The 25,958-nt window shown below is 61.6% G+C and carries 18 protein-coding genes and 2 pseudogenes; 9 read left to right on the top strand and 11 right to left on the bottom strand.

The window, feature by feature from the left end:
* Positions 1–301: 301 nt before the first annotated feature.
* The 4 genes from P0Y64_18085 to P0Y64_18070 form a co-directional block, all read right to left on the bottom strand.
* Positions 302–496 (bottom strand): hypothetical protein, encoded by a 195-nt coding sequence (locus P0Y64_18085; GenBank protein ID WEK43207.1) that lies wholly within the window; start codon positions 494–496, stop codon positions 302–304.
* 561 nt (positions 497–1,057) lie between these two features.
* Complete coding sequence (locus tag P0Y64_18080) at positions 1,058–1,870, bottom strand: universal stress protein (GenBank protein ID WEK43206.1); 813 nt, start codon at positions 1,868–1,870, stop codon at positions 1,058–1,060.
* Positions 1,871–2,374: 504 nt separating this feature from the next.
* Complete coding sequence (locus tag P0Y64_18075) at positions 2,375–3,190, bottom strand: universal stress protein (GenBank protein WEK43205.1); 816 nt, start codon at positions 3,188–3,190, stop codon at positions 2,375–2,377.
* A 225-nt stretch (positions 3,191–3,415) separates the two neighbouring features.
* Positions 3,416–4,072: a BON domain-containing protein gene (locus P0Y64_18070; protein ID WEK43204.1), complete on the bottom strand. Its 657-nt coding sequence runs from the start codon at positions 4,070–4,072 to the stop codon at positions 3,416–3,418.
* 375 nt (positions 4,073–4,447) lie between these two features.
* On the opposite strand from P0Y64_18070, the gene chrA reads away from it, so the two are divergent.
* The gene (gene chrA / locus P0Y64_18065) at positions 4,448–5,632 is read left to right on the top strand and encodes a chromate efflux transporter (GenBank protein ID WEK43203.1); all 1,185 of its coding nucleotides are present in this window, start codon (positions 4,448–4,450) and stop codon (positions 5,630–5,632) included.
* A 329-nt stretch (positions 5,633–5,961) separates the two neighbouring features.
* Here chrA and P0Y64_18060 read toward each other — a convergent pair whose 3' ends face one another.
* Positions 5,962–6,732: a hypothetical protein gene (locus P0Y64_18060; GenBank protein ID WEK43202.1), complete on the bottom strand. Its 771-nt coding sequence runs from the start codon at positions 6,730–6,732 to the stop codon at positions 5,962–5,964.
* A protein-coding gene (locus tag P0Y64_18055; protein ID WEK43201.1) for an IS3 family transposase occupies positions 6,704–7,806 on the bottom strand; the annotation gives its coding sequence in 2 pieces (ribosomal slippage) (positions 6,704–7,542 and positions 7,542–7,806; 1,104 coding nt in all). Before P0Y64_18055 ends, P0Y64_18060 begins: the two co-directional genes overlap by 29 nt.
* Here P0Y64_18055 and P0Y64_18050 point away from each other — a divergent pair.
* From P0Y64_18050 to P0Y64_18025, 6 genes are all read left to right on the top strand, one after another.
* A protein-coding gene (locus tag P0Y64_18050) for an IS3 family transposase (GenBank protein ID WEK43200.1) occupies positions 7,795–8,945 on the top strand; the annotation gives its coding sequence in 2 pieces (ribosomal slippage) (positions 7,795–8,070 and positions 8,073–8,945; 1,149 coding nt in all). The genes P0Y64_18055 and P0Y64_18050 overlap by 12 nt on opposite strands.
* Positions 8,946–9,002: 57 nt before the next feature.
* Positions 9,003–9,386: a hypothetical protein gene (locus P0Y64_18045; protein ID WEK43199.1), complete on the top strand. Its 384-nt coding sequence runs from the start codon at positions 9,003–9,005 to the stop codon at positions 9,384–9,386.
* A gap of 897 nt (positions 9,387–10,283) precedes the next feature.
* Positions 10,284–10,952: a DUF4386 domain-containing protein gene (locus P0Y64_18040; protein ID WEK43198.1), complete on the top strand. Its 669-nt coding sequence runs from the start codon at positions 10,284–10,286 to the stop codon at positions 10,950–10,952.
* A gap of 308 nt (positions 10,953–11,260) precedes the next feature.
* Positions 11,261–11,605 (top strand): type II toxin-antitoxin system RelE/ParE family toxin, encoded by a 345-nt coding sequence (locus P0Y64_18035; GenBank protein ID WEK43197.1) that lies wholly within the window; start codon positions 11,261–11,263, stop codon positions 11,603–11,605.
* A complete protein-coding gene (locus tag P0Y64_18030) occupies positions 11,598–11,894 on the top strand; it encodes a transcriptional regulator (protein WEK43196.1) in 297 nt (98 codons plus the stop codon). Before P0Y64_18035 ends, P0Y64_18030 begins: the two co-directional genes overlap by 8 nt.
* A gap of 487 nt (positions 11,895–12,381) precedes the next feature.
* Positions 12,382–13,629: a pyridoxal-dependent decarboxylase gene (locus tag P0Y64_18025; GenBank protein ID WEK43195.1), complete on the top strand. Its 1,248-nt coding sequence runs from the start codon at positions 12,382–12,384 to the stop codon at positions 13,627–13,629.
* A gap of 397 nt (positions 13,630–14,026) precedes the next feature.
* Here P0Y64_18025 and P0Y64_18020 read toward each other — a convergent pair whose 3' ends face one another.
* Positions 14,027–14,824: a reverse transcriptase domain-containing protein gene (locus P0Y64_18020; GenBank protein WEK43194.1), complete on the bottom strand. Its 798-nt coding sequence runs from the start codon at positions 14,822–14,824 to the stop codon at positions 14,027–14,029.
* A gap of 661 nt (positions 14,825–15,485) precedes the next feature.
* A complete protein-coding gene (locus tag P0Y64_18015) occupies positions 15,486–16,790 on the bottom strand; it encodes a hypothetical protein (protein WEK43193.1) in 1,305 nt (434 codons plus the stop codon).
* Between the two features lie 203 nt (positions 16,791–16,993).
* Between P0Y64_18015 and P0Y64_18010 the strand changes: the two genes are divergently transcribed.
* Positions 16,994–21,028, top strand: a complete 4,035-nt coding sequence (locus P0Y64_18010; protein ID WEK43192.1) for a helix-turn-helix domain-containing protein — start codon at positions 16,994–16,996, stop codon at positions 21,026–21,028.
* 317 nt (positions 21,029–21,345) lie between these two features.
* Here P0Y64_18010 and P0Y64_18005 read toward each other — a convergent pair whose 3' ends face one another.
* Positions 21,346–23,961 (bottom strand): prolyl oligopeptidase family serine peptidase, encoded by a 2,616-nt coding sequence (locus P0Y64_18005; protein ID WEK43191.1) that lies wholly within the window; start codon positions 23,959–23,961, stop codon positions 21,346–21,348.
* 695 nt (positions 23,962–24,656) lie between these two features.
* A pseudogene (locus P0Y64_18000) lies at positions 24,657–24,872 on the bottom strand (tyrosine-type recombinase/integrase).
* Here P0Y64_18000 and P0Y64_17995 point away from each other — a divergent pair.
* Positions 24,853–25,470, top strand: a pseudogene (locus P0Y64_17995) (RNA repair transcriptional activator RtcR family protein). The pseudogenes P0Y64_18000 and P0Y64_17995 overlap by 20 nt on opposite strands.
* A gap of 119 nt (positions 25,471–25,589) precedes the next feature.
* Here the strand turns inward: P0Y64_17995 and P0Y64_17990 are convergent.
* A complete protein-coding gene (locus P0Y64_17990; protein ID WEK43190.1) occupies positions 25,590–25,844 on the bottom strand; it encodes a recombinase family protein in 255 nt (84 codons plus the stop codon).
* Between the last annotated feature and the right edge of the window lie 114 nt (positions 25,845–25,958).

The raw sequence follows: 25,958 nt of genomic DNA, 5'->3' as shown, positions 1-25,958 counted from the left end.
TGGCATATTCGGCGATCGAGGTCGGGCTGCGTTACGCAGCGGGCAATCAACAGGCGTGTCATGCTTTCGTGAGCGACGCGCGCCTCGCGGCAACGCGCATGACTACCCATTGCCCGCTCCTGCAGTCCACGTTTACGATACCATTGGATCACGAATTCGGTCCCTCGCTATGCCGGAGCATTTCGGCGAGGATGCGTCGCATTGGGAATCCGTATCATTGCGGATGCCGCTTGCATCCGTTCATCATCATTCTTCTGGCATAGTCTGGAGATGCATTATGAAACGCAGTGTGCCGATGCTGTCATTCCTGCTCCTCGCCGCAGCCTGTTCCCGCCCAACGCCGGCCCCTGAAAATGTGGTTGCCGTAGGGAACGCGGTGGCCGCAATCGAACGTCTGCCGCGCGGCGAGCAGGAGGCGGTGCTGTTTCGCGCGGTCCGCGATGCCGGATTGCCGTGCCAGCAATTGACCGACGTAGCCCGTCAGCCCGATGAGCATGGTCGCCCGCTCTGGCGCGTGCGTTGCGATGATGGGCAGTTCCACCTTGTAGAGATTGGCGCGAATGGCATGGCGACGGTCACAAGCCGGACGGACGCCCCGACAGAATGAGCCGTGGGTCCCCCCCTTTCCGAGAGAGGCGCTCACATGGCCTGGCCGCCGTTGCGGTCGTGGATAGTTCGGGGCTGGGAAAGGTGGTGATGAAGGTAATAGGACGCGTGTCGGAATGGCTATGGGCACTTTTGGTGATGCGCGTTCGCGACAGTCGCGGCGCGTATCAAGTTTAGCATATTGACCTGGCGTCCTGGAGTCTGCGCGGCCTGAGAGGCGAATAATCGCGTCCTGTGCTGAGCGGAGCCGCGGCGATATTCCAGTCATCAAGCAACATGGAACGAGCGCTCGACAACGTAGCAGATTGACTCACTATTGGTCCGTTGCGGCAATTCTGCATCATGCCCAGCGTCCATGTCCATGTATCGATCAGCTTGATGACGGTGAACCTGAGCACCCACCAGTTCGATGGACGATGCTAGACTTGCCATTGTGCCAACGAGGCGAGAGTTAAGCGCGATGGGCGATCAGCAGCGGCACGTTGCTGACGGCGAGCAGATGCCGGGTGACGCTACCCAACAGCGCATCGTGCACGCGCCCATGGCCGAATGCCCCCATTACTATAAAAGCCGGTTCATGACGGGCGATGTGACGGGTGATCACCTCCGCTGCGGTATCACCACACGGGTCGTGACGCAGTGGGTGCCCAACGAGCCCTTGACGTCGCAGATAATCGGTGGCGTCCCGTAATGATGCGCCGTGCGAGCCGTCATCCACCTGAAGCAGAATGATTTCGCCGGCGAGCGACAGAAGTGGGACCGCCGCGCACAATGCCGCTTCGGCGTCAGGCGAGCCATCCCACATGACCGTAGCCCGCCCGTTAGCATGGAAACCAGTAGCGGATGCGGGCACCGCCAGAATCGGTGTCCGCGAATGTTTTGTCGTTGCCCGGATCATTCCGACCATACCGCGGGTGTCATCATCTGGTAGGATTGTGCTCAGTATGACGAGATCGGCCAACTGCGATTCACGAATCAATAGGGTGTCGAGGCTTCCGGTCAAATCCTTCCATGAAAATGAGACGCCGCTTGCGGTCAGCCGCACATCGAGTGCTGTTTTGTCGCGCCGAAGACCCGCATTCCTTTCCTGCTCCAGCACCATCGTCGTGATTGCGCCGTCGAGCGCCCGCAAAAGGCGGTTGGGGGGCGCCGCGACGTCGAGGCAAGTAAGGTGGCCACCCAGCGCGCCCGCGAGATCGATTGCGACGCTCAGTCGTGCTTCCTGTCCTTCATCGTCATGAACCAGCAGCAGAAGATTCTTCATGGCCGCGTCTCCGTTCGATAATATTCGACGCTAACGACGAGGAGCGCGCTGCCGCCATCCGCAAGTTTACCTAGGGGCGGGGCCAGGTTGAGATATCAGGATGATGTGCGGTTTGCTGCATTGCGACCCAAACATGATGCGGTGCAGGCATTTGCTTGCGTGGGAACTGCCGTTCACCGAAGTCCGCTTCTTATAATGATGCCGAGATATCGGTGGGGTCGATAGGGTTTGTGTCGGTGAGCGAGGCGCAAGTTGCTGTGGTGTCCAGCTTATTCTGGATGCGCCCGGCAAAACCCCCGCTCGACCAACTGTGGATGCAGGCCGCATTAAACACTGTGCTGGCGCTTTCGCGGATCGGATGAAGTTCAGTGCCTTAACGCGGATGCGCCTGAAACAGTCTGCAATTGATCAGGATGCTTTATTTTCGGTCTCCGATTTTGAACCACAACCCGATGATGCGACTGGTTCGGAACAGCGCCTGACAGTACGTGCGCAATGCTATGTTCAATGCACCATAAGAATAGGGAGGCGTGGCTCCAGGACGAGCTGCCGGGTCACTCCGCCGAGAACAAGCTCGCGTGCTCGCGTGTGGCCATAGCCACCGACAGCGAGCAGGTCAGCGCCCTGTTCTAGCGTGAACGCCGACAGTCGCTCGGATACTCGCTCGCCTCGTTTGAGCATATAGGTTTCGACCCCGAAGCCATGTCGGGCGAGCATTGCCGCCACCCGTCCGAGCGGCACATCGGGTTGGTCCGCGACATCTCGTTTGACATAGGTGACATCGATCCTCGCCCCCGGTTCGGCCAGCGCGACAAGTTCGTGAAGCGCGCGCACGGTGTGGGCGTCCGGCCTCCAGCCCAGCACGGCATGGTCAACACGCCGTACTGCCCGTCCCGCAGGAAGAAGCATCAGCGCCGTACCGGAGGACAGCAGGAGTGTTTCGATCACGTGTCGACGAAGCCATTCGATCTCCCAGTCCTCCGGCGGCGCGATCATGATCAGATCAGCGAGCGGCGTGGCTTCGCGCACATCGGTCGGCACCCGGTCGACATCGTCGATCTGTGACATCACCTCGCTGCTGATATCGTCGGGAATGAGAGGACGAAGCGCCCGTTCCTGCTCGCCGCGGATCTGCCTGCGTTCGCCAGGCACCGGGTTGAGCGTTCCGAAAGGGGCAAGTCGGGGAGAAATAAGGGGAGCGGCGGTCACGATATCGAAGACGACATGCGCCTGTAGCTGCCGCGCTAGCGTCGCAACGGAAGCGATGAAGGCCTCGGCACGTTTTGCCTCTTCGACCAGCGCCAGAATTGTCTTGATCATGATCGCCCTCCTTGTCGAAGAACAGGGGATACATCTGGCGCGGGCGAGACGGCTGTACGTAGAAATGGCAATAGCGCCGTCGCGATCAATCGAAACACTGTCGGATTGTCGATTGCCAATCGTCAGGCGTCGTACCAGCGACCAGGATTTGCGGACAGGGAGCTTTTCGACACATATGGGCGGGCAACATGGGTTGTGGGCCGCCGCCCATTGGGATGGGCCCGTTCAAACCGCGACTATAATATCGTCCCTGACCTCGGTTACACCGGGTGCCGCCCATGCCGCTCGTTCGGCGATGCCGCGCGCGCTCCAGTGGCTGACGCGTCCGCCGAGGTAAACGGTCCCTCCTTTGGTGCTCACGCTGATCGCGCCGGTATCAAAGATCGCCTGCCGTTTGAAAGCGGCGGTAATTCGCTCCTTGATGTCCACATTGGCGGAGGCCTGGCTGATCTCGATCAGGTTGCTGATCCCGATTACGCCATTGATACGCCCGGCCGCGTTGCGGGCCTCGTCGCGTTGATACGACCATTCGACCGTACCGCTCAGCGTCACCAAGCCATGTTCTACCTTGATCGTGATTTCATCCGACGGGATCAGCACGTTCCAGTGGAATATATCGACGATCCGCTTGGCGATCTCGTGATCAGCGGTCTTCGGATCCGATGCGAGACGAACCCCGATTTCTTCGGCGATTGCCTTCACCCCGGCGACGCGGCGGGTCGCTTTCTCCGCAGCCTTTTTCTCCGGATAGCTTTTCACAAACCCTGAAAGGGTAACGACGCCTTCGTGAACGGCAACGCCGATATCGGTGGCATCGACGCTGGGCTCCCAATCCAGTTCGGCGATCACGTCATGCTGCAATTGATTATCGGTCTTATACATGATCCGTCTCCTCGAAGTGGTTCGCGGCCAGGAAAGCGGGCTGCGACGCGTGGGGGAGGAATGGGCTGCACGACCGTTTCATTCTATTCGGATGTTTACGGATCTGCGAGACAGAACCAGCCGGCGGTTTGCCGCGCGGAGATGAACCATCTCGATCTTCACATCTGTTCTTCTGGCAGATCCGGGGCACCGGATGGCGGAGCAGCCTAGCGCATGGCGCATGCTTCCATCCGGTTTTCACCCATATGGGAGCCTGATCCCGTCCAAGGCACTGGTCAGGAATTGCGCTGCTCATTATCGGTTCCCGATAACGGAAGTCGGTTCGATTGCGGGCGGATATGACTTGTCCGGAGCGTTCATCGAGAAGGAGGCGGGGTGAACAGCACCGGAAGCGGGCGGGGCACGGCAACTGAGGTCTTCCACGCGTTTTTGAAGCTCGGCCTCACTTCATTCGGCGGCCCAATTGCACATCTTGGCTATTTTCGCGACGAACTGGTGACACGCCGCCGCTGGCTGGATGATGCGGGCTATGCCGAATTGGTGGGGCTGTGCCAGTTCCTGCCAGGACCGGCATCGAGTCAGGTCGGCTTCGCGCTGGGACTAATGCGCGCGGGCCCATTGGGCGGCCTCGCTGCGTGGACAGCCTTTACCTTGCCTTCCGCGCTTCTGATGATGGGTTTCGCTGTTGTTGCCGGATCGCGCTCCGGCCCGGCTGTCGATAGTGTTGTTCACGGCCTCAAGCTGGCGGCGGTGGCGATTGTCGCGCAGGCGCTGCTCGGCATGGCGCGAACGCTCACCCCGGATATCCGTCGCGCCATGATCGCCATTTCGGCGGGAGCGACGATGCTTTTTCTGGCGTACCCGCTGGCGCAGGTCGCGTTGATTGCGGCTGGAGCATGCGCGGGGATGTTGCTCTGCCGTGGCTCGCCGGCGCCTCGCGCGGATATTATGGGCTGGCATCCTTCGCGCCGAAGCGGTGCCTTGCTGCTCGCTATTTTTGCGATTCTACTGGTTTCCCTTCCGTTTCTGGCGGCGATCGGAGCCTGGGCGGCGCTTGTTGGGATCTTTTACCGGGCAGGTGCGCTGGTATTTGGTGGCGGTCATGTCGTGCTACCGTTGTTGCAGGCGAGCCTCGTCCCTGGCTGGATGAGTAACGACACATTCCTTGCGGGTTACGGTGCCGCGCAAGCGGTTCCCGGCCCCTTGTTTACGCTCGCCTCCTATCTCGGAGCGGTGGCCATGCCGCAAGCAACGGCTGTTGGGGCATCGCTCGCGCTTGTCGCGATTTTCGCACCGGGGCTCCTGCTCATCGCGGGTCTGATGCCGTTCCGCCGCGCTATCGCTTCGAACCGTCGCGTGAGCGCGGCGATCGCGGGCATCAACGCCGCCGTTGTCGGGTTATTGGGTGCGGCGCTTTATAATCCTGTCACGATTAGTGCACTTGGCTCCGGGCTTGACATCGTAATAGTTGTGGTGGGGTTTCTGGCGCTACAATTGAGATTGGCACCGGTCGCGATCGTCTTTTGGTCCGTGGGGGCCGCTTTATTGTTTTCTCATTGAGAGGCTCTGGCACGCACAGGACGGTGATCGTGGTGGTGCAGATGAAAGGCGCGCGGCTCTTCGGGCAGTTGGGCCGCCTCCTCATCGACTGCGAGCGCATTCAAGTCGTCGCGGAAGGACAGGACGCCGGTGGTGAGTAAGCAACAGCCAGGGCCGAACTCGCCAAACGCCGATTGGAGCAACGCGCATTGCCGGCGATAAAATTCGCCATGCTCTTGCATGGTCCGCCCTCGTTTACGCTTGGGGCTCGGCTTCGGCCCTTCCGGAGCAGCCCCCCGTCTTCAGCTTACCCCGGGGGGCGGGCCACAGACAGAGGCTGATCATACGGTCTAAGCTGCGAGCTTTGGGATTTGACATTCGATCAGCGCGGAGAACGCGCTAGAAGATGACTGCAAGCATCGTTGGTTGTGTGTCCCCGCAACCACCGCTGTAGAACTCGATACGCCGCCCCTCGGGGCGGCGTTGTCGTTTGTGGCAAACCGCAGCAGCGTCCCCGTCGAAGCTTCGACTTCCGCCTCAGGCCCTCGTTCGCCATCAGGATGAATCGTCACTCGCTCGATCAGCCGCGCGATGATGGTTGCAGCCTCCGTGCGATGCTCATCCTGGTTCAGATTGCGATAGAGATCGGCGATCTTCTCCTGAAAGCGTTTCATCAACTCGTCGGCCGAGGGCATGTGAACCGGCAATTCCGCTACCGGTGCCCCAGCTAGCTTCGCCTCAAGATCGGCTTTCTCAGCTTCACGTTCACCGAGCAACTGTGTCAGCGTTGGGCTGAGAACGCCGGCGAGCATGTTACGGACCAGATTATCGAGCTCGCGCTGAACCTGCTTCAGGCGCGTTGCGATGTTCTCATTGTCGTTACTGCGTTCAGCGGACAGCCGCTTCATCTCGAGCTGGAACTCCTGCAGGTACACGCGAGCATGCTCGTCGGTCAGCAAATGCTGGCGCAATGACGCGAGCGCTGCCGATTCAAGCGGCTCCTTGCGGACCGAAACCTTATTGCCGCAGGTCCCGCTGAGCCTGCCCCATTCTCTGGTCCGGTCTTTGCGAGAAAAGCCGGCTCTTTTTGCATCAGGGCAGGCATGCCTGCCCTGATGCAAAAGCGCGCTCCATCGGGGTCTGGTTGCCGAGGGAGCTGTGCGGACGGACCTCATTATAATTGACCCGCCACGCCTCACATTTTACCCGAGCGTCGTCCAAGCTCAAGAACCAGAATGCGTTGAGGCATTCGGCCCGGACGCGGCCGTTGAAGGATTCGGCAAAGGCGTTGTCCGTCGGCTTGCCGGGCCGGCTGAAGTCGAGCACGACACCGTGGGTCCACGCCCAAAGGTCGAGATCCTTCGAGATGAACTCGGGCCCATTATCCAGACGAATCCGCTTCGGCCGACCGTATACCGCCGTGAGCCGCTCCAGGGTCTGCACGACGTCGGCACCGCGGTAGCTCATACGCACATCGAGCGCCGGCGATACCCGGCTGAAGTTGTCGATGATCGAGAGCACACGGATCTTGCGGCCGTCAAAGAGCTGGTCCGACAGAAAATCCATCGACCAACATTCGTTAGGCGCTGACGCCGGCGCGCGGTCATCGCGCAGCTTGGCCTTCACCTTCCGCTTGGGCGTTTTGTTGCGCAATTGCAGGCCCATCTCGCGATACAGCCGATGCGTCCGCTTGTGATTTATCTCCCATCCTTCCCTCCGCAGCAGGACGTGGATCCGCCGATACCCGTAGCGAACACGGGTCGCAGCCAGCTCCTTGATCTTCATCTTGAGACCGGCCTGATCGAGGCGGCGGGACTGATAGCGCTGGGTCGATCGGTTGATCGGAAACGCGCCGCAGGCCCGCCGTTCGCTCACTTGGTAGCTCGCCCGCAGATAGCCGACGATCTCCCGAGCTCGATCAGGCCTTACATTTTTCGGCGGATGACGTCCTGCAGCATCTCCTTGTCGAGGCTGAGGTTCGCCACGAGCCGCTTGAGGCGAACATTCTCTTCCTCAAGCTGCTTCAGCCGCTTCATCTCCGACGGCATCAAACCGCCATACTTGCTCCGCCATCGGTAGTACGTCTGAATCGAGATGCCGGCCTTCCGGCACACCTCCTCGACAGTCGTCCTGGACTTGCTTCGAAAAAGTGGAGAGTTTTCCTGAGGTGAAAGGCGAACTCGATGACGAAGCAACGACGGTTTACAAAGGAATTCGAGGACGAGGCGGTCCGGCTGGTAGCGACCAGCGGGCGCACGCAGCGTGAGGTTGCGGAAGATTTGGGGGTCGGCCTGTCGACGCTGGTTCGGTGGATCGGCCGTCGTCGTGATTGGCTGACGGAGATGCCCGACCAGGCGCCGCAGGCAGATATGGCATCCGAGTTGAAGCGGCTCCGCCGGGAGAATGAGATCCTTCGGCAGGAGCGCGACATACTGAAGCGGGCGACCGCTTTTTTCGCCCGGGAGGGAAGTCGATGAGGTTTGCGCTCGTCGATCAGGCGAAGAAGGATTTCCCCGTACACCGCCTCTGCCAGGTGCTCGGCGTCAGCCAGAGCGGCTATTTCGCCTGGAAGGATCGTCCGGCCAGTCGGCGGCAACGTGATGACATGGTGATGCTGGCGCATGTCCGCTCGGCATTCGCGCTGTCGAACGGCACGTATGGCAGTCCGCGCATGACGCGCGAGTTGCAGGATGATGGCTTCGCCATCGGGCGACGGCGCACGGCGCGGCTGATGCGCGAGAACGGCCTGCGCGGTCGGCAGAAGCGTCGGTTCAAACGGACGACCGACAGCGAGCACAGCTGGCCGATCGCGCCGAACATCATCGACCAGGATTTTACGGCGACGACGCCCAACCAGAAATGGGGCGTGGACATCTCGTATGTCTGGACGCGGGAGGGATGGCTCTATCTGGCGGTGGTCATCGATCTCTTCTCCCGCCGCGTGATCGGCTGGGCCGTCGGCGACCGCCTGCATCGCGATCTGGCGCTGGCCGCGCTGCGCAAGGCCCTCGTTATGCGGCGTCCGCCCGAAGGGCTCATTCATCATTCGGACCGCGGCAGCCAATACTGCTCCGTGGACTACCAGACCGAGCTGCGCCGCCACGGCATCCGTATCTCCATGTCTGGAAAGGGAAATTGCTACGACAACGCGATGGTCGAGACGTTCTTCAAGACGATCAAATCCGAGCTCGTCTGGCGCACCGTCTTCTATACCCGTGACCAAGCCGCGCAGGCCATTGCCCGCTATATCGACGGCTTCTACAACCCGGTCCGGCGCCACTCCGCGCTCGACTACATCAGCCCCGCGCAGTTCGAACGAACCGCGTCACGCTGAGCAAATGCCTCTCCACTTAAGCGGGGCAAGTCCATCCCATCATCCGCCTGCTTGAGAATGAAAGCGATCTGCTGCTCGCTGAACCTCGACGTCTTCATCCACGAATTCCCTCGTTCGGCACCAGCCAAACCTAACCGGGAATTTCTCACCAAATTCGGACCAGTTTCCGGGGTTCAGGTCACGGATACCCTACGCAACATTGTTGGCGAGATTGGTTGTCAGGCAGCATTTGTAACGGAAGCGCCTGCGTCCAGTGACATTGCGGTGCTGACGGTGCCTCTCACGGCGGCGTTCGCACTTCCGCCACGTCTTTTGGATGGCCGTGTCGTTGTCGATGCAAACAACTACTATCCTGATCGTGATGGTAGGATCGATGCGCTGGAACAGCGTGAAACGACAACCGCTCAGATGATAGCAAGCCACTTTGTCGATCGCGGGTGACGACGCGCCAGCCAAGACACTCGTGACGAAGCTCCAATCCGAATTCGGATATGATACGGTAGATGCCGGGCCACTCGCTGATAGCTGGCGCTTTGAGCGTGCCAAGCCTGCCTACTGTATCCCACTCGATCGAACAGGTCTGATTTCCGCACTTACTGCAGCCGAGAGGGACAAAGAACTGCCGGAAGGATCGTGGAGACGTTAGGACTCGCTAATTCAAAACCAAGTGCGACCGGCCTGCTCCAGAGGTCAACGGGACGACCCGCTTGCAAGATGTCGGAAAACACATGTTTTCCGTACAGGAGGCACGCAATTAGGCCAGAAAAGCGTCGCACGGAGCGATTCTTGCCGCTAATGCGGAGCCGAACGCACGACAAACCCTGTCGAATTGGCAAAATGTCGAAAACCACGCCAGATGAGGTTTCCCGGAATGCCTTATCGGCAGCAAATTTACGTCACAAACCCCGAAAACTGCCAGCCCGCAACCAGCCAAGGTCGGTCAATCGACGATAGCACCCATCAAGGCTGGAGCGTCCGCTCTTGCCGAAAGCCGTCATTCAAGTGGCGAGCCGGGAACGGCAGCAAAGTCCCAGACGCGGTTTTCGCTTCCGTCGCCTGACGACCAACAATCGGTCGCTCCGGCGTCCTGTCGCGGTTCCCCACAGCCGCCCGGCAACTTTTCCCTCGTTCGGCGCGACCCCCGTCAACGTTGAATGCCTTGGCTTGGCGGATTGCCGTCCCTCAGCTCATGGTCGCACGAGGAAATGAACTGTTGCTTGCAGGGAGATTGTTGCAACACACCGTCGACCGTATTAGTCAAACAACACGCATCAGGGGCTAAGGGACGGTATGCAAGGGTATAGAGCGCCTTCGTCAGTCGCGCGTATTGCCGGTGCATTGTATCTTGGCACGATCGTCGGTGGCTTGTTCGCGGAACTCGGATCGCGCGGATCGTTAATCGTTAGAGGCGACGCCACTGCGACGGCAACGTCGATTCTGGCCAACCAGCCGCTGTTTCGCGCCGGTCTGGTCGCCGATCTGGTGATGCTCGCCTGTTATATTGGGGTAACGGCTCTTTTCCATGTCATGTTCGCACCGGTCTCGCGTCGCGTGTCGCTGATGGCAGCGATATTCAGCGTGATTGGCATCGCGGTGCTGGCGGTGGACAGCTTCTTCCTGGTCGCTACGCTACGGCTGCTAGTCCCGCAGCCGTATCTCGCATCCGTCCTGGACGTGCCACAACGAGAGGCGATGGCGCTACTTTCCCTCAAATTGCACGGGGACGGCTATGATTTTAGCCTCGTCTTTTTTGGCGTCTACTGCCTGATGCTGGGTTGGCTGGTGTGGCGGAGCAGCTTCATACCAAAGATCATCGGAGGCCTGATGGCGCTAGCGGGCATCTGCTACCTCATCAACAGCGTGGCTGATCTGGCTCTGCCGGCTTTTGCCAGATCTTTGTCGCCGCACATCATGGACCCAACTTTGATAGGGGAGGCAGCGCTCGGGATTTGGTTACTGATTTTCGGAACAAATGGCTGGCCTAGGATTCACCGCGCGGATCGTTGAACCTCGCAGGCTGAGCGCTTGTCGCCGGCCCACGCTGGCGAGGGGTTTGGCCCCGTGAATGGCTTGAGGTGGTGGCTTGCGGAAAGGCGGCTCTCGGCAGCGAGGACAAGATTGCCAACATTGCGCCTTAACCTGATTTGAAGCACTCAGTTGCCGCGCAGGCCGGGGCGGCAGGTCGATCGCCTGCCGGTTCCGGTCAACCTTCGATGGACAATCCGCGACAATGGTCAAACGCCACTTCCGGTCCAATACGTCATTGACGTACAGTTTACCTTGACGGTTATCCGGCATTGACGTATAGAATGTGCATGCAGTCGGTGATCGAGACCAATGCTTACCTTGCCGCTGCGAAGAATGCCGGCATGTCGGCCGAGGAGCAGGTGGGGGTCGTCGATCTCATTGCGGCAAACCCTGAGGCGGGCGAGATCATGCCGGGCTGCGGTGGCGCGAGGAAACTGCGCGTCGCCAAGCCGGGCAAGGGCAAGTCCGGCGGGTATCGGGTCATCACCTATTTCGGTGGCGACGACGTGCCCGTGTTCCTGCTCACGGTGTTCCCGAAGAATATGAAGAGCAATCTCACGAAGGCCGAGCAAAACGCGTTCGCCAAGGCGACGAAGACACTGGTCGACGGTCTAGGAGGCAAGCATGGCTAAGCGAGCGTTCGATATGATGATGGAGGGTATGAGCGACGCGATCGCCTATGCCCAGGGCGACGAGACGCGCGGGCGCGTGGCCACACCGCTCGACGTGCAGGCGATCCGCAAGGCGACGAAGAAGTCGCAGACGGCTTTCGCCGAAGCATATCACCTGCCCGTGCGAACGGTGCAGGAATGGGAGCAGCACCGTCGCCAGCCGGATGCGCCGGCGCGTGTGCTGCTGTCCATGATCGAGGCAGATCCGGTGGCGGTGGAGAAGCTGATCGCGCGCTCGGCGGTGGCCTGATCTTTCGCCAGATCGATCGATCTAACTCTCGAGCATGCGACTTTCTAACGAGGATCCTTCCACGCCAGGGACCCGATCGGCGGCTTTCGGGGCATTCGATCACCGCAAGCAACGTCCACAAATGCGGTAAGAACTGCCCGGCGGCTTCGGTCTGGCGCCGATCGACGGCGTGAGCGGTTTGAGGTGGCAGGAAGGAGAAAGGTAGGTTTCGGGTGAATAAATAGCGATAGTTGCCGCATGATCGTGTTCCAGAGCAAGAAGCGGGACGCTGCGGATACGCATTTTTCCGATACGATTCCGGTGAGATCGGAGGAAATTATCGTGAGTCTTGAGTCTGCCGTATTGGTCCGCGCGTGCGAGCACGCAACCGCATATCTTCAAGGGTTGGATACCCGATCGGTTGGGGCGACTGTTGGCTTGGCCGAACTCCGAAAACGCCTGAATGTCAGCCTCGGGGCGGAAGGCACGCCGCCTGAAACCGTCATAGATGAACTGGTGGCCGCCACCGCCGGTGGACAGCTCGGCTCAGCGAGCGGACGGTTTTTTTGCCTGGGTGATCGGCGGCGCACTGCCTTCCGCACTCGCTGCCGACTGGCTCGCCTCCACATGGGACGTGAACGCCACAATGTACGCCTGCGGTCCCGCCGCTGCGGTCACCGAAGAGATCGCCGGCGAATGGATCAAGGACGTACTTGATCTGCCGCGCGACGCTTCGTTCGCGTTCACGACGGGATGTCAGCTTGCCCATATGACATGCCTTGCTGCGGCGCGTCATGCCGTTCTCAAGCGTGTGGGCTGGGACGTGGAACTGGATGGTCTGATCGGCGGCGCCCCGATCCGCATACTTGCAACAGCAGAGCGTCACGGCTCGATCGAACGCGCGCTACGCTTCCTGGGCCTTGGTACGCGGTCGCTCATTCCACTGACGACAGGAGATGACGGCCGCCTCCGTGCCGATGTGCTGAGCGACGCCCTCGCAGCCGGGACCGGGCCGACGATCGTCGTGCTGGACGCTGCGGATCTCAATATCGGCGCCTGCGACCCGTTCGCCGAGTTGATCCCACTGGCGCGTAAAGCCGGAGCTTGGGTACATGTCGATGGCGCATTCGGCCTGTGGGCGCGCGCGAGCGGCGAACATCGACATTTGGTCGATGGGGTCGAATTGGCCGACAGTTGGGCAACGGATGCCCGCAAGTGGCTCAACACGCCGCAGGATAATGGCATCGCGATCGTCCGCGATCACACCGCGCATCGCGCTGCGATGACGCTAACCGCGGACTATCTGGTTGCTGGAGGTGAGGCACGAGACGCGATCGACTGGACGCCGGACTGGACGCGCCGTGCCCGTGGCTACGCCGTTTATGCGGCGCTGCGTGAGTTAGGGCGCAGCGGACTCGCCGCTATGATCGATGGATGCTGCCGTCATGCCAAGGCTCTCGCACGGGGAATCGGCGACCTCCATGGTGTCGAACTGGTTGCAGCTCCCACCCTGAATCAAGGACTGGTCCGGTTCCTCGATCCGCATGGTCGTTTGGATGAGGATCATGACCGTTACACGGATGCTGTGATCTCCGCGATTAATGCCGAAGGAACCGCATTTTTCAGCGGAACTCTCTGGCGGGGCCAGCGCGCCATGCGGATCAGCGTGGTTAACTGGCGTACCTCGGATGATGACGTTCGCGCGACAGTGGCTGCGGTCAGGCGGGTACTCTCGCAGATCAACTCCACATTATAGCATGGGCCCGCCGGGTCATAGAATAGGGGGACGAGAAAGGGAGGGTGGCCAAGCGACTGTTTTTGAAAACGCAAACGGGCTGATTTTGCGGCGATAACTGAGCTGCGGCCGTCGGGCATGCAATCGAAATGCAGCCGGGCAGCTATCCGCCACTCGCCTCCCAATAGCTGCCCAAGCACTTTGTCCCCAAGGGCGGCCGGCAGCAGTCGACCAACGCCAGCCGTTCCACAGCCGACGCTTGAACGTCCGCTCTTGCGACAACCGGCCCCCGCATACCATCTAGCTACCGGATCACCACGCGCCCACTTCGGACGTTCCGAGATACTTGTATGATACCCAGAAGCGGACAGCCGTCATGGACCGCTGGGCGCGGTAGCCTGCCTTCACGCGAGAGCGATCATGCCGCAGCCGAGGGTTCGCCTTCAGTCCTTCCGATTGTTGCGGCGAGTGCTTCCATTTGATCCACGTTGACGCTGTTCACGTAATTCAGGATTCCCATGATGCGCTCGGGGTGGGCATCGCGAATTGCCACCTCGAATTCTCCCATGCGCTTCTCTGTGATTTCCATGCGACCGCTGCCCAGGTGAATGTTGAAGGCCGTAATCTCACTTGCCGGCCCCTCGCTTTTCTTCTCGTTGATCGCGAAGCCAGCCACGCCAGCCGCGGCGCGGAGCTGATCGAGGGCGGTGTTCACGGCGTCCGCATTGTCCGCCGACACGATGATGTCATCTACGTACGCGGACACTAGGCACCCGCCGGTGTTGAGCTGTGTGAGGGCGGTGCCCAAAGCCGAATAGTCCAGGGCGATCGACGCCAGGATCGGGGACTGCACGTAGCCGAAAGGCAGACTGAAATTTCGCTGCCCTGGATCGCGCTCGACGGTGCTGTCACAAGCCGCTTCCCATGCATCCTTCTGTGGCGTGCCGATCAGCTTCAAGGCGCGGTGGACCTTGGAACGACCGACTTGATGGTAGAACTTCGCTAGGTCGAGCTTGGCGATCACGGTCGAGGTGTGGTGCCGGCGCGCGGCAGCGACGTGCCCGCCTTCTAGCTGGTGGAAATAGTTGCTCTTCGGGGTCCAGCGGTCGGAAACGTCCTGGGCAATTTCTTTGCCGCGCCCACGCCCTTTTTCAGATGGAATGCAGATCGTAACGCCGTTCGGCAAGGTAAAGCGGTGCGAATACAAATCGCGCATAGTTGGCGACCTCGTCCCAAAGCTTGTAGAAGTAGTAAATAGCCTTCGCTACGCTACCACAGTGCTTTAGGACGAGGCCACAGATTTTGCGCATTTTTTTACGCATAGCCGTGGTTCCTTCGCTTCAACCCCGGCTGCCTTGCACTTTCGTGCGAGTCACCAACCAAACTGCAACATGGCTACACAGCTGCACTGCAACCGCGCATCAAGTCGCCTAAATGCCGCTACTCAGGATTAGCCGAATAGCCGCTGCGAAAGAACTTCCGCCGAGGCCAAGCCAATCTGGCGCAGCCCGATCGCATTTTCAATAGGACTGCGTTCACTAGGGCATTTTTGCGCCTCCCTTCTACCTCTATCAATCTGCGAGTCGGCTTTCGTCCGAAGCTGACGTTCACCCTTACCGTCGGGAATGGCGGGAAAGTCCCATGGGCTTCCGGCGGCAGTCGACCCAACTGTTGCCGTTCCGATCAGGTCGCAGGTCCGACCGCTATTGCCGAAAGCGGCCATAGGTCGAGAAAACCACGCTCCCCATGCAACCGCCTGAACGCGCCACATTCGCTGTCTCGCAACACGTTCCCTATCGGAATGCTCAACGGCACGCTGACAGAAGGAGGCGCTAGCGTACAACGGGGCCCATTATATGGAACGCCGGAGAAATACCTTAGTAAACAAAATCCGTCAGCACGAACTCGAAGCCCCGCGCCGCGCGGAGGGCGGACCGAAGCACCTCCCGATAGCGCTCATGGCAATCGAAGAGAAACTCGCTCTCAGCCATGTCAAGCGGAGCAGCGCCGAGACTGAACTCCTCGCAGGCGCTGTCACCGACGAGCGGCGCGGGAAGGTCGCCCGAAGGGCATAGCTCGGCGACCTGCGCATCAAAATCTGGCTCGCGATGTAAGCGCCGTCCCGCATCGATCAATTTGCCCCGTATCTCCGCCAGCTTAGGTTGAACGGCGCAACGGCCCGGTTCTCGAGCGATCGCCTGTCGCGCGTCGCGATAGACCTTCGACAACGTCGGGAGGCCAGCCATCTTCATCGCGACCTCGATCTCCTTGCGCCCCAGGTCGCCAAAGCCAGCAACAGGACGAAGGCCGAATGCGAGGCAGCAGAAGGCAAAGCCTCTGCTTCTGCTTTTTCGAAAGCCGCGCAGACGGGATTGCGTCGGATTGCCCAGGCCGGTCGGTGGGCGGAGACCGGCGAAGCAGCAGTCAGTCAGGTTGAGCACGATGTCCGCGAGCTTGCTCGACAACGCCAAGTTCTGTCGGATCTGATTTACACCCGTTGCATAAGCGACGACGTGCGCGGCGACCGAATAGGTCGTGAGTTCAGGATTGTAGAAGGCAGCACGCTGCTCCGGTTCCCGCAGCTGCCACGTTACCACGTCCTCTCCGACCGGTCGCTGCCGCAACCACTCCGTGGTCGCCGCGACCTCGGCCGCGAGCGCGCGCGTTTCCAACAGCGAACCATCCGATACGGGCTGGCGCGCGAAGTGCGTGCTTCCGGCGTCGAAGCGCACGAAGATGAACGGCCGTCTGTCGTCGAGCTGCCCATCGGTGCCGACCGTGATCCCAGTGCTGAAGCCCATCGACCAGCGATCGTCGGGCTTGAGACCGCGTGCCTCGGGAAGGACGTACTTGTAGTAAGAGGGGAACAGGATCGAACGGTCCCGGTCGAAAAGCTCGAGAACGGTCTGAACCGTCCGATCCATCTGCCTCTCAGGCGTCGTCAGAATGGCGTCGTAGGTCCTGAACAATAGGTCTAGGTCAAGGTAGCCTCGCCCCCAGACGGTGGAAACAAGATCTAGCCAGTGGCGCGCTTCGTGTTCGTAGATCTCCCAGCCCTGCGGCGCTCCCGCCCCGCCCCGAGCCGCAACGATCTCGGATCTGCTGGCGCGATTGAGATCGACGAAAAGCGTGTGTGGGTTGATGCTTCCGAGGGTGTGCATCTCAGGAATGATCTCGACCATGCGCACATGCCTACAACAATCTGAAAGTCACCGTCATCCCGCCGTTCGCCGCCGCATGTGCCCAGGCGTGGCCGAGCATCGCCTAGGAGCGCGACCTGCCGAGATGCGAACCGTGAGCGCCTGGGCACACTGAAGGCGGCTGGTCTTGTCGAGGGATTAGACAGCCTGTATCGTGTATCGCGCGCGATGCAGTTGAGGCTATCATGTCGATATCGAAGTTCATCCGCGAGCAGGTGATACCGGTCGGGATGTCCGTCACCGCTGCCGCGAAGGAGCTCGGCGTAGGCCGGGTGGCGCTATCCAACCTGTTGAACGGCAACTCGACGCTCTCACAGTCGATGGCGCTAAAGCTCGAGCGGAGCTTCGGCGCGGATGCGAGCGACCTCATGCGTCGGCAGGCGCGGGAGGACGACGTCTCGCGATCCAACCTCCAAAGCGCAACTAGGCAGCCCGGCGGATCGATCCTCAAGATAACCTCCACCGACATCGCGCACTGGGCCGACACGATCGCCGCGCGCGTAACCCTTCCGGTGCTGCTGCGGCGGCTGGTGCACGCAGACATCGGAAGCGCAGGACGGATCGACTTCCCCGGCAACGATGCTGGCCAACGCAAGGGTTGGGACGGCTTCAGCGATGTCACGGACGGAGGGATCTGGGTGCCCGGCGGGAGGGTCGGTTGGGAGCTATCTTCCGGAGACAGGCTGCCGGCCAAACCGGAGAGCGACATCAAGGAGCGCTCGAAGCTCTCCGCCAGCGAGCGGGCCGAGACCACGTTCGTCTTCGTGACGGCGCGGGCCTGGGAGGGGCGCCACGAGTGGGCAAGGAAGCACCGCGTCTCTGGCGGATGGCGCGACGTGCGCGCATACGACGCCTCGGACCTCGAGCAGTGGCTCGAGGTGTCGCCTACGGCCCAGATATGGTTTGCGGGCGAGATCGGGCGGACCGTCGATGGTGCCGTCCCGATCGGCGAATGCTGGAGACACTGGTCGCAGTCCACCTCGCCCGAGATGTCGCCTATCCTGTTTGAGGAGACCGTGTCCGAGCGGCGTGCCTCGCTTCACAGCTGGATTGACGGCGATAGCGAGCGTCCGTTTGTCGTATCCGCCGACTCCGCCGACGAGGCGCTCGCGTTCCTCGCCGTCGCGCTCAAGGAGGAAGACGGGACCGAAGGGGAGCATCACGACCGCGCGGTCTTCGCCGCGACGCCGGACGCTCTCGCCAAGGTCGCGGCAGCCTCGCGCGCGGCGATCCTCGTGGTCGCCGGACAAGAAACGGAGATCGCCGCGGCCAGCCTAACGCGCAGGAATCGCGTGATCGTCGTGCGCCCAAAGACCAGCGTCGAGCGAGACGCCAACATCGAGGTCGGGACACCCAGCTACGAAGCCTTCGGAAGGGCCCTCACCGACATGGAGATCGAGCAGACCCGCCAGGACCAGCTCCGTAAGGACACCGGGCTCTCGCCGACCATCCTCCGCCGGCAGCTCGCGCTTACCGCCGAGCTCCGCCGGCCGCGCTGGGCCACCGACCGCAGCCTGGTCCGCAAGCTCATGCCGATGCTGCTAGCCGGCGCGTGGAACCGCACAGTTGAGGCGGACCGCATGCTGGTCGCGGACCTCGCGGGCACCGACTTCTCGAGTGTCGAGGCCGACCTGACGGAGTTGCTGCAGCTTCCGGAGGCGCCCGTCTGGGCGATCGGCAACTTCCGCGGCCTGGTCTCCCGGAAGGATGCGCTCTTCACCGCTGGCGCTGAACTCGGCACGGAGGAGATCGATCGCTTCTTCGAGGTCGCACACTTCGTCCTCACCGAGGACGATCCCGCCCTCGACCTCGAACCGAACGAGCGCTGGAGCGCCGGCATCTATGGAAGGAAGCGCGAGATATCCGGCGCGATGCGGGCTGCCGTAGGCGAACTACTCGTCCTTCTCGCCGTCTACGGAGATCGCGTCCTCGGCTCCCAGGTCGAGCCCGTGGCCAACCGTATTGACCGGCTCGTCGCCAGCCTGCTGACCTCGGTCGAGACCAGGGCGTGGCTGTCGAGGCAATCCGACCTCCCGCTGCTGGCAGAGGCCGCGCCGGAGGCCTTCCTCGCCGCGGTCGAACAGGATCTCCGCTCGTCGGCCCCGCAGATCCTCGCGATGCTGCGTCCAGTCGAAGCCGGGAGCTTCGACAGTCCCGACCGGACCGGCCTCCTCTGGGGACTGGAGGCGATCGCCTGGAACGAGGACTATGTATTCCGCGTCGCACGCATCCTCGCACGTTTGAGCGAGGTGCCCATCACGGACAACTGGGTGAACAAGCCCGAGGGTAGCCTGGAGTCGCTGGTTCGCTCATGGCTGCCGCAGACCGCCGCCCCGATCGAGCGGCGCATTGCGCTGCTCGACATGCTCGTCCGCGAGTTTCCCGAGGTCGCCTGGAGGGCGTGCTCCGCGCAGGTGGGCGATGGTCACCGGTCGGCATCGCCGAACAACACGCCGCGCTGGCGCACCGACGCCGCAGGTGTGGGGGGCGTGACGTGGGAGGAGAACGACCGGATGCGGCAGCACGCGCTCACGCACATGCTCTCATGGCCCAACTACGACGTGGCAAAGCTCGGTGACCTGATCTCCATCTCCGCCGACCTCTCGGAGAACGAACAGCAAACCGTCTGGTGCCTGGTCAGCACCTGGATCGGGAACGACCCAACCGACGCCGATCGGGCCGCCCTGCGGGAACGCATGCGCGGATCGGTGCTCTCGCGGCGCCAGCGCGGACGGCGCGGCCGGAGCGATCGACTGGCAACATTGCGGCGGGAGGTGTTCGAGATGCTCGCTCCCCGTGACCCGGTCGCACGTCATAAGTGGCTCTTCGCCGATCACTGGATCGGCGAGTCCGGCGACGAGTTCTGGAACGACGACTTCGACTACGACCGTCATGAGCGGCGCATCGATGAGCTTCGGAAATCCACCATAAAGGAGATTTACGATGGCCTCGGGCTGAACGGGCTTGGCAAGCTGCTGGAGGAGAGCAACGCCTGGCACACGGTGGGCCACTACCTAGCGATCGTCGCCGACCCGACTGAGCGCGAAGCGTTGGTAGGCGGGCTCGTCGATCGCACTGGCGGCGGGGAGCGGTGGTGGCCCGCCGCGCTCGGAGGAGCGATCCATGCGTTCGAACCGGAGGAGCGCGCCGAGGTGATTACGTCGCTACTTCGTAGCCTCGCGCCCGAATCGGCGCTCGTTCTCCTCCGCGCTGCGCCGTTCGAGATCGCGACATGGAGGATCATCGGTAACGAAACGCCGGAACTGAAGGACGAATACTGGCGAACGGTGCAGCCGGCGGGCTGGGGACGTTCGGGCGAGGAGCTTGGGACGCTGATCGACGAGATGCTCGCCGCGGATCGCCCCATTTCCGCGTTCAACGCGACCTCCCACGAGTTCAAGATGATGGAGGGCGAGACGCTGGCCCGCCTCATGAAGGCGCTGGTCACGCCGACGGCCGAGGCCAGTGCCGACGTGCAACTCCACGCAGGCCGGATAGGGGATGCCTTGGAGGCGCTCGAGGCTAGCGGCGTATGCTCCCTGCAGGAGCTGGCCCACATGGAATACGTATTCATCAAGGCGCTGGACCACACTCGCCATGGTATCCGCAACCTGGAGAAGCAGATCGGCACGTCACCGGCGGACTTCGTTCAGCTCGTCACGCTGATGTATAACCGTGACGACGGTACGGTCGATCCGGATGACCCGAAGCTCCCCGAGGAGCACGGCAAGCTCGTATTCGAGAGGGTATACAGCGCCCTTCACAACCTACGCCGCACACCCGGCACGACCGACGGAGACAGGATCGATCCGACCGCGCTCCTGTCGTGGCTGGTCGATGTCCGCGAGCGGTTGCGGCAGGCGGGTCGCCTCGGGGCGGGGGACAGTGAGATCGGCCAGATGCTCGGCAGGTCCAAACCTGGACCGGACGGAGTGTGGCCGGCTCCGGAGATCCGCGACGCCCTTGAGGCGTGCAATAGCGAGCGCATGCTGCGCGGAATGGAGATCGGGCTGTTCAACAACCGCGGTGCGACATGGCGGGGAACCGGTGGGTCGGAGGAGCGGACCCTCGCGAACCGCTATCGGGGTTTCGCACGGCAGGTGCAGGACGAGCATCCCGTGACCGCGCGCCTGCTCGAACGTGTCGCGCGGATGTGGGACGATCACGCCGAGTGGCATGACACCGACGACGCCGTTCGGCAACGTCTCGGCCGCTGGTAGCTCATAGACTTTGCAGGGAGCCGACCTGGTCTGTCGGCCTGCGAGATTCGCGGGGCAACGCTGAACGTCGGCATTTGGCAGCATCTGTCGTTCAACTGGTCGACAGGAATGGCAGAAAAAGTCCCACGACGCGGCGTTCGCCGTCGTCAGCAGTCGACCCACTTTGCGCCGTTCCGGCGCTTTCTCGCAGATCCCGATAGCCGCCCGGCAGCTTCGCCTTCGTTGAGCATCGCGCCCGCGATCGTTGAATGCCTTGGGCTGGGTGGGAAACGGACAGGCGGCCTTTGGAAAGCGGTCTCGTTCAATCGGACGTTTTCTCAGGGTCGTTCCGGAGTCGATTCACCGGCCTCAGCATCTTTGACGTAACGATCGAACCAAGCGATCATCTCGCTGAAGATGTCGCGAATGTTGGCGGGAGACTGAGCAAGGCTGTGGCTTTCGCCGCCATAGCGTAGGAGACGTGCCGTCTTCCCCTGGTCGTAAAGTGCGTAGAAGAACTCCTCGGCCTCTGCGCCAGAACCGCGAGTGTCGGCGGAACCATGGACCATCAGCAGCGGCGTCGTTACCCGACCGGCAAAATTGATCGGCGAGTTGCGCGCATAGCGCGCTTCATCGCCCGTAGGGGGGGCATCAAGATTGAATTGCCGGATAATGACCCAGTTGTCGCTCTTCTCGTGCTCGATGCCAGGATAGCCATAAGCCGTGGGATCGAAGAGTTGGTAGAACGTGGATAGGTTGCTGATGCCCGCCATCGCCACGGCCGCTTTGAACCGACTGGTCCGGGTTACCAGTGAATAGACGCTATAGCCGCCGCGACTTTGCCCCATCACCCCGAGCCGCGCCGGGTCCGCGATACCCAGCTCGACCAGCCGATCGATTGCCGGCGTAACCGACGGCAGCATCGCGGCCTGCGCCTCCAAGGAACTGGCGCCACCCTGTTGGAACGGCATTGAAGGCATCAAAATTACGTAGCCCTTCGCCGCGTAAAGGTAGAGATTGTAAAGGCCCGGCATGAAGGGATCGGTGGAATAGTCGCCCTCCAGCCCCTGAACGCGATAGCCTTGATAGACCCATAGCAACGTCGGATAGCGCTGCCCGGCTCGATAATCGGGCGGCAGGATGACAGCGGCTTTCAGCGGAGTACCCGCACTGTCCTGATAGTCGATGAGCCGGGTTTCTCCCCAATTCACGTGCGCCAGATGAGCGTCGAGCGCGAGCAATGTGCGGGCGCTCGCATCCCTTAAGTTGAGATCACGAAGCTGCAGCCCGGATCGACCGCTCTGGCTGGTAAGGAAGCGTCCCGATTCCAGATGGACATCCAGCAGATCGCCGGCGTGAGGTGCAGGCTCGCCCTCGAATTTGCCGGTTGATGACGAGACGCGCTGGAACGCGCGAGTGCGCTCGTCTGCGCCGACGCGCAAAAGCAGAGTCGCCGTCGGAACTCGCGGATCGCGCGGCCAGGCGATCGATGCGCCGGTCGGCAGCGTCGCAATCGGCGCAAGCTTGGCGCGCGCCGTGTCCAGGCGCAGCAACTCGCTTCCGCTGACAGTTACCAACCCGCCCGTCCCATCGCGGCGGAAACCAGCCGGCTGATTGGTACCGCCGTTCGTCAGATCGATTTGCTTTCCAGCGAGCGCGAGCAGCCACCAATTGCGCGGGTTGGGCGCCGTGTCGTCGGAAAGGCGGACGACGAGATGGCGATCGTCCGCCCACACCACCGGGCTTTCCTGTGCCGGCGAGGTGCGCCCGGCCCCGGCGCCGACGGACAATTGCGTCAGTCGCCTGACGGCTCCATCAGACGGCGAGGCGATGAACAAAGGCGCTGTCGTGGCAAATGGGTCCGCGCGGCCGCGAAGCGCAATATGACCGCCTTCGGGGGACCAGTCGTACAATTCCAGCGGATACGCTGTTCCAGGGGGCATCGTTACCCAGCGCACCGGCGTATCGGGCGTCAGGCTGACGAAGCCGAATTTTCGCTCGACCGTCCAATAGTCTCCCCAGCGCGCAAGCGGCAGCCTCCCCTCGGCCGGCTGAAGCGCGCCGAGCGTCGCCAGGACCGCCGCCTGTCGTCCGTCCGGCGCGACAACCAGGCTCAGGCCGCCGCGAAATGGATAGGCCGGTACTTCGGCGATGACCCGGTTTTCCCCCGTCGCAACATCCACGATACGAAGGATCGCCACGCTATCACCGGGGCCGTCCGGCCTGCGTGCCGCACCACTGCTAACCGCATGAACGGTAGAGACTTTTCCGTCGTGTAAGCGACTGGCCTCCTCGGCGAGCGTGCGGAAAGGCCGCGCATGATTGTCGATCAGGCCGGATATCTGTCCGTTGGGTAGCGCCACGACGAGCAACCGATGATCATCGAGCCAAAGGAATGGCGCATTTTCATTGTCATTGTTGCAGGTGTGCGGGACGCTGCCCTTATCGCCGCCGCCACGCAGGTCGAGTTGATAAAGCGGGCTGCTGTAGCGGGTCTGGGTCATCACGGCGTGGCTCGCCATACGGCGAACCTTGCCGGTCTGGCGTTCCCAGAGATAAAGGCGGACATTGTCGCCACCGCGCGGCTCCGCGCCTTCTGGTTGCGTGGAGAGCATCGCCAGCCGTTGCCCGTCCGGCGACCAGGTTGCACACCAATAGCCCGCTGCCTGCGCGACACCTGATGTAATCGCCTTGCGTTCGCCGGTGCGGGTCGAGATCAGCCAGATATCGCTGCGGGACGGATCGATCTCATAGGCGGTGCGGCCATAAACCTCGCCATAGCGCGCCGACCGCTGAACGGCTGCCGCAACCCAAGCGCCGTCGGGGGAGTAGGATGCGCCTTCGAGGTGCTCGACGTCGAGGATGTCGTCGAGCGTCAGGAGATGCTTCGTCGCCGCGGCCGTTGCTTGTGCTTGCGCCGCAGGCGATGCTGCGGTTGCAAGCAAAACAATCATCGCGAGCGCATGATGAACGCAACCCAAGCCTGATCGCACAAAGACCTCCCGCAGGATAATGGATTACGGCATCCATTGCTTTTGCGGCCTGATTGAGGCGCGCAGCGATCAGCATCGCTTCCGCAACTGTGATACAACCAATTTGGTTTCAAAATTTGTCGCCGATTGACGATTTTGCCAAGCAAGGTGGCGCATGTGGATAGGTCATCAATGCCGGCCAGCGAGCGCTCTCCCACGACAACCTGGGCGACGCGACCGAAAGTCGTCTCGCCCATCGTCCCCATAGGAATAATCGCTTTCCGCCAACTCAGGCGGAACTGGTTCTATGTTCTCATACAGTAGCGGTTGGCGGTGCTTTGCCCGAACCCCGTACGTGTTGCGCTGATCGAGCTCGCTAACGAGGGAGCGAGAAACGAGGGTCTCCTTCCGGACTCCATAAGGAGATCGGGAGATGAACAGGATCGGCGAACTGCTGCCCTGGAACCAGTCCGCGCCATATCCGTAAGCGTCCGGCCTCCGACGTGTTGCGGCATTTCAGCTCGGCGCTGATGGATCTCCGCTAAGCCGCGCCGCGACCCTCGTGATCGAATGGCCGGTTTCGGGGAATGATCGATCGGTCTCGAACGACCGCAATTAGGGCGCATTGCCGTCCTGTCGAAAGTGGCCCATCCACTAGCGGACAGGCCACCCCCAAGTCAGATTTCGGTTCTTTCAGCCAAGAGCAGGGCATCTTCGATATCAACGCCAAGATACCTGACTGTGTTTTCAATCTTGGTGTGGCCAAGCAAAATCTGGATTGCCCGGATATTGCCTGTTGCTTTGTAGATCATCGCTGCCTTCGTCCGGCGCATCGAATGCGTGCCATACTCGGCGCGCCGGAGGCCGATCGCCGTGACCCACTCATCGACTATCGCTGCCGTCTCGCCCGAGACTGACATCGAGATGCGACTGCTCGATTTCCGCGATCCGTGGGACTTCGAAGAGGTTTACGGCAAGCTGCTCGACTTTGCGCGCGCGCAGCCGTTCGCCCCGGAAACCGAGGATTACCTCGTCCACATCACCACCGGCACCCACGTCGCCCAGATCTGCCTCTTCCTGCTGACGGAGGCGCGCTATCTTCCAGGCAAGCTGCTCCAGACTCAGCCAGAACGAGGCACCGCCAATCCGGCCGGCATTTGGAACACGATCGACCTCGATCTGTCGCGCTATGACAGCATCGCCACGCGCTTCGCGGCCGCGAGTGCGGAGAGCACGTCATTCCTCAAGTCCGGCATCGATACGCGCAACGACGCCTTCAACCGCATGATCGACGAGATCGAACGGGTTGCGTTACGGTCGAAGGCGCCGATCCTGTTGATGGGGCCTACCGGCGCGGGCAAGAGTTTGCTGGCGCGGCGCATCTACGAACTCAAGAAGCTCAAACATCAGATTGCCGGCCCGTTCGTCGAGGTGAATTGCGCGACACTTAAGGGCGACGGCGCGATGTCGGCGCTGTTCGGGCACCGCAAGGGCGCCTTCACTGGCGCGGTCGCCGACCGCCCAGGTCTGCTGCGAGCGGCCGACAAGGGTAATCGCGCTCGTGATCGACCACCATCCGTACCGCTCGCTCGCGGACTTCCGGCGAAAACCTATTCGTTGTCTTGCTCATACAGGCTCCACCTTCTCAGGAGTTGGAGCCTCCGACAAACCCGGCGCGGTTCAGAGAGCCTGTCCATCGCTTCGGCAAGGACGACGTCGAGGCGAGCCTTTTGAGCATCGCTGAGAAGAGCTTGTATTCCAGGACGCAGAAGAGACGCGCCCGATATCGCGTGATCGGTATATTCTTCTACGATTTGCCAGCCTTGCTTTTCTGCGTCACGTGGGTCAGTCGCGATGCGATCCAAGATGAGAAGCTGGGGCCTGTGTATCAAGCGCGAGTAACGATTCTCGATAATCGTCCGACCGCGGCGGGGCGCCTTTGGATGTCTCCCCGGGATTGCAGGCTAGCGCCGAGATCA

Source organism: Candidatus Sphingomonas colombiensis (assembly GCA_029202845.1).
In the GTDB taxonomy this organism is placed as follows: domain Bacteria; phylum Pseudomonadota; class Alphaproteobacteria; order Sphingomonadales; family Sphingomonadaceae; genus Sphingomonas; species Sphingomonas colombiensis.
Note: the sequence above shows the minus strand (reverse complement) of the source record. Positions and strands in the feature narration are given on the sequence as shown.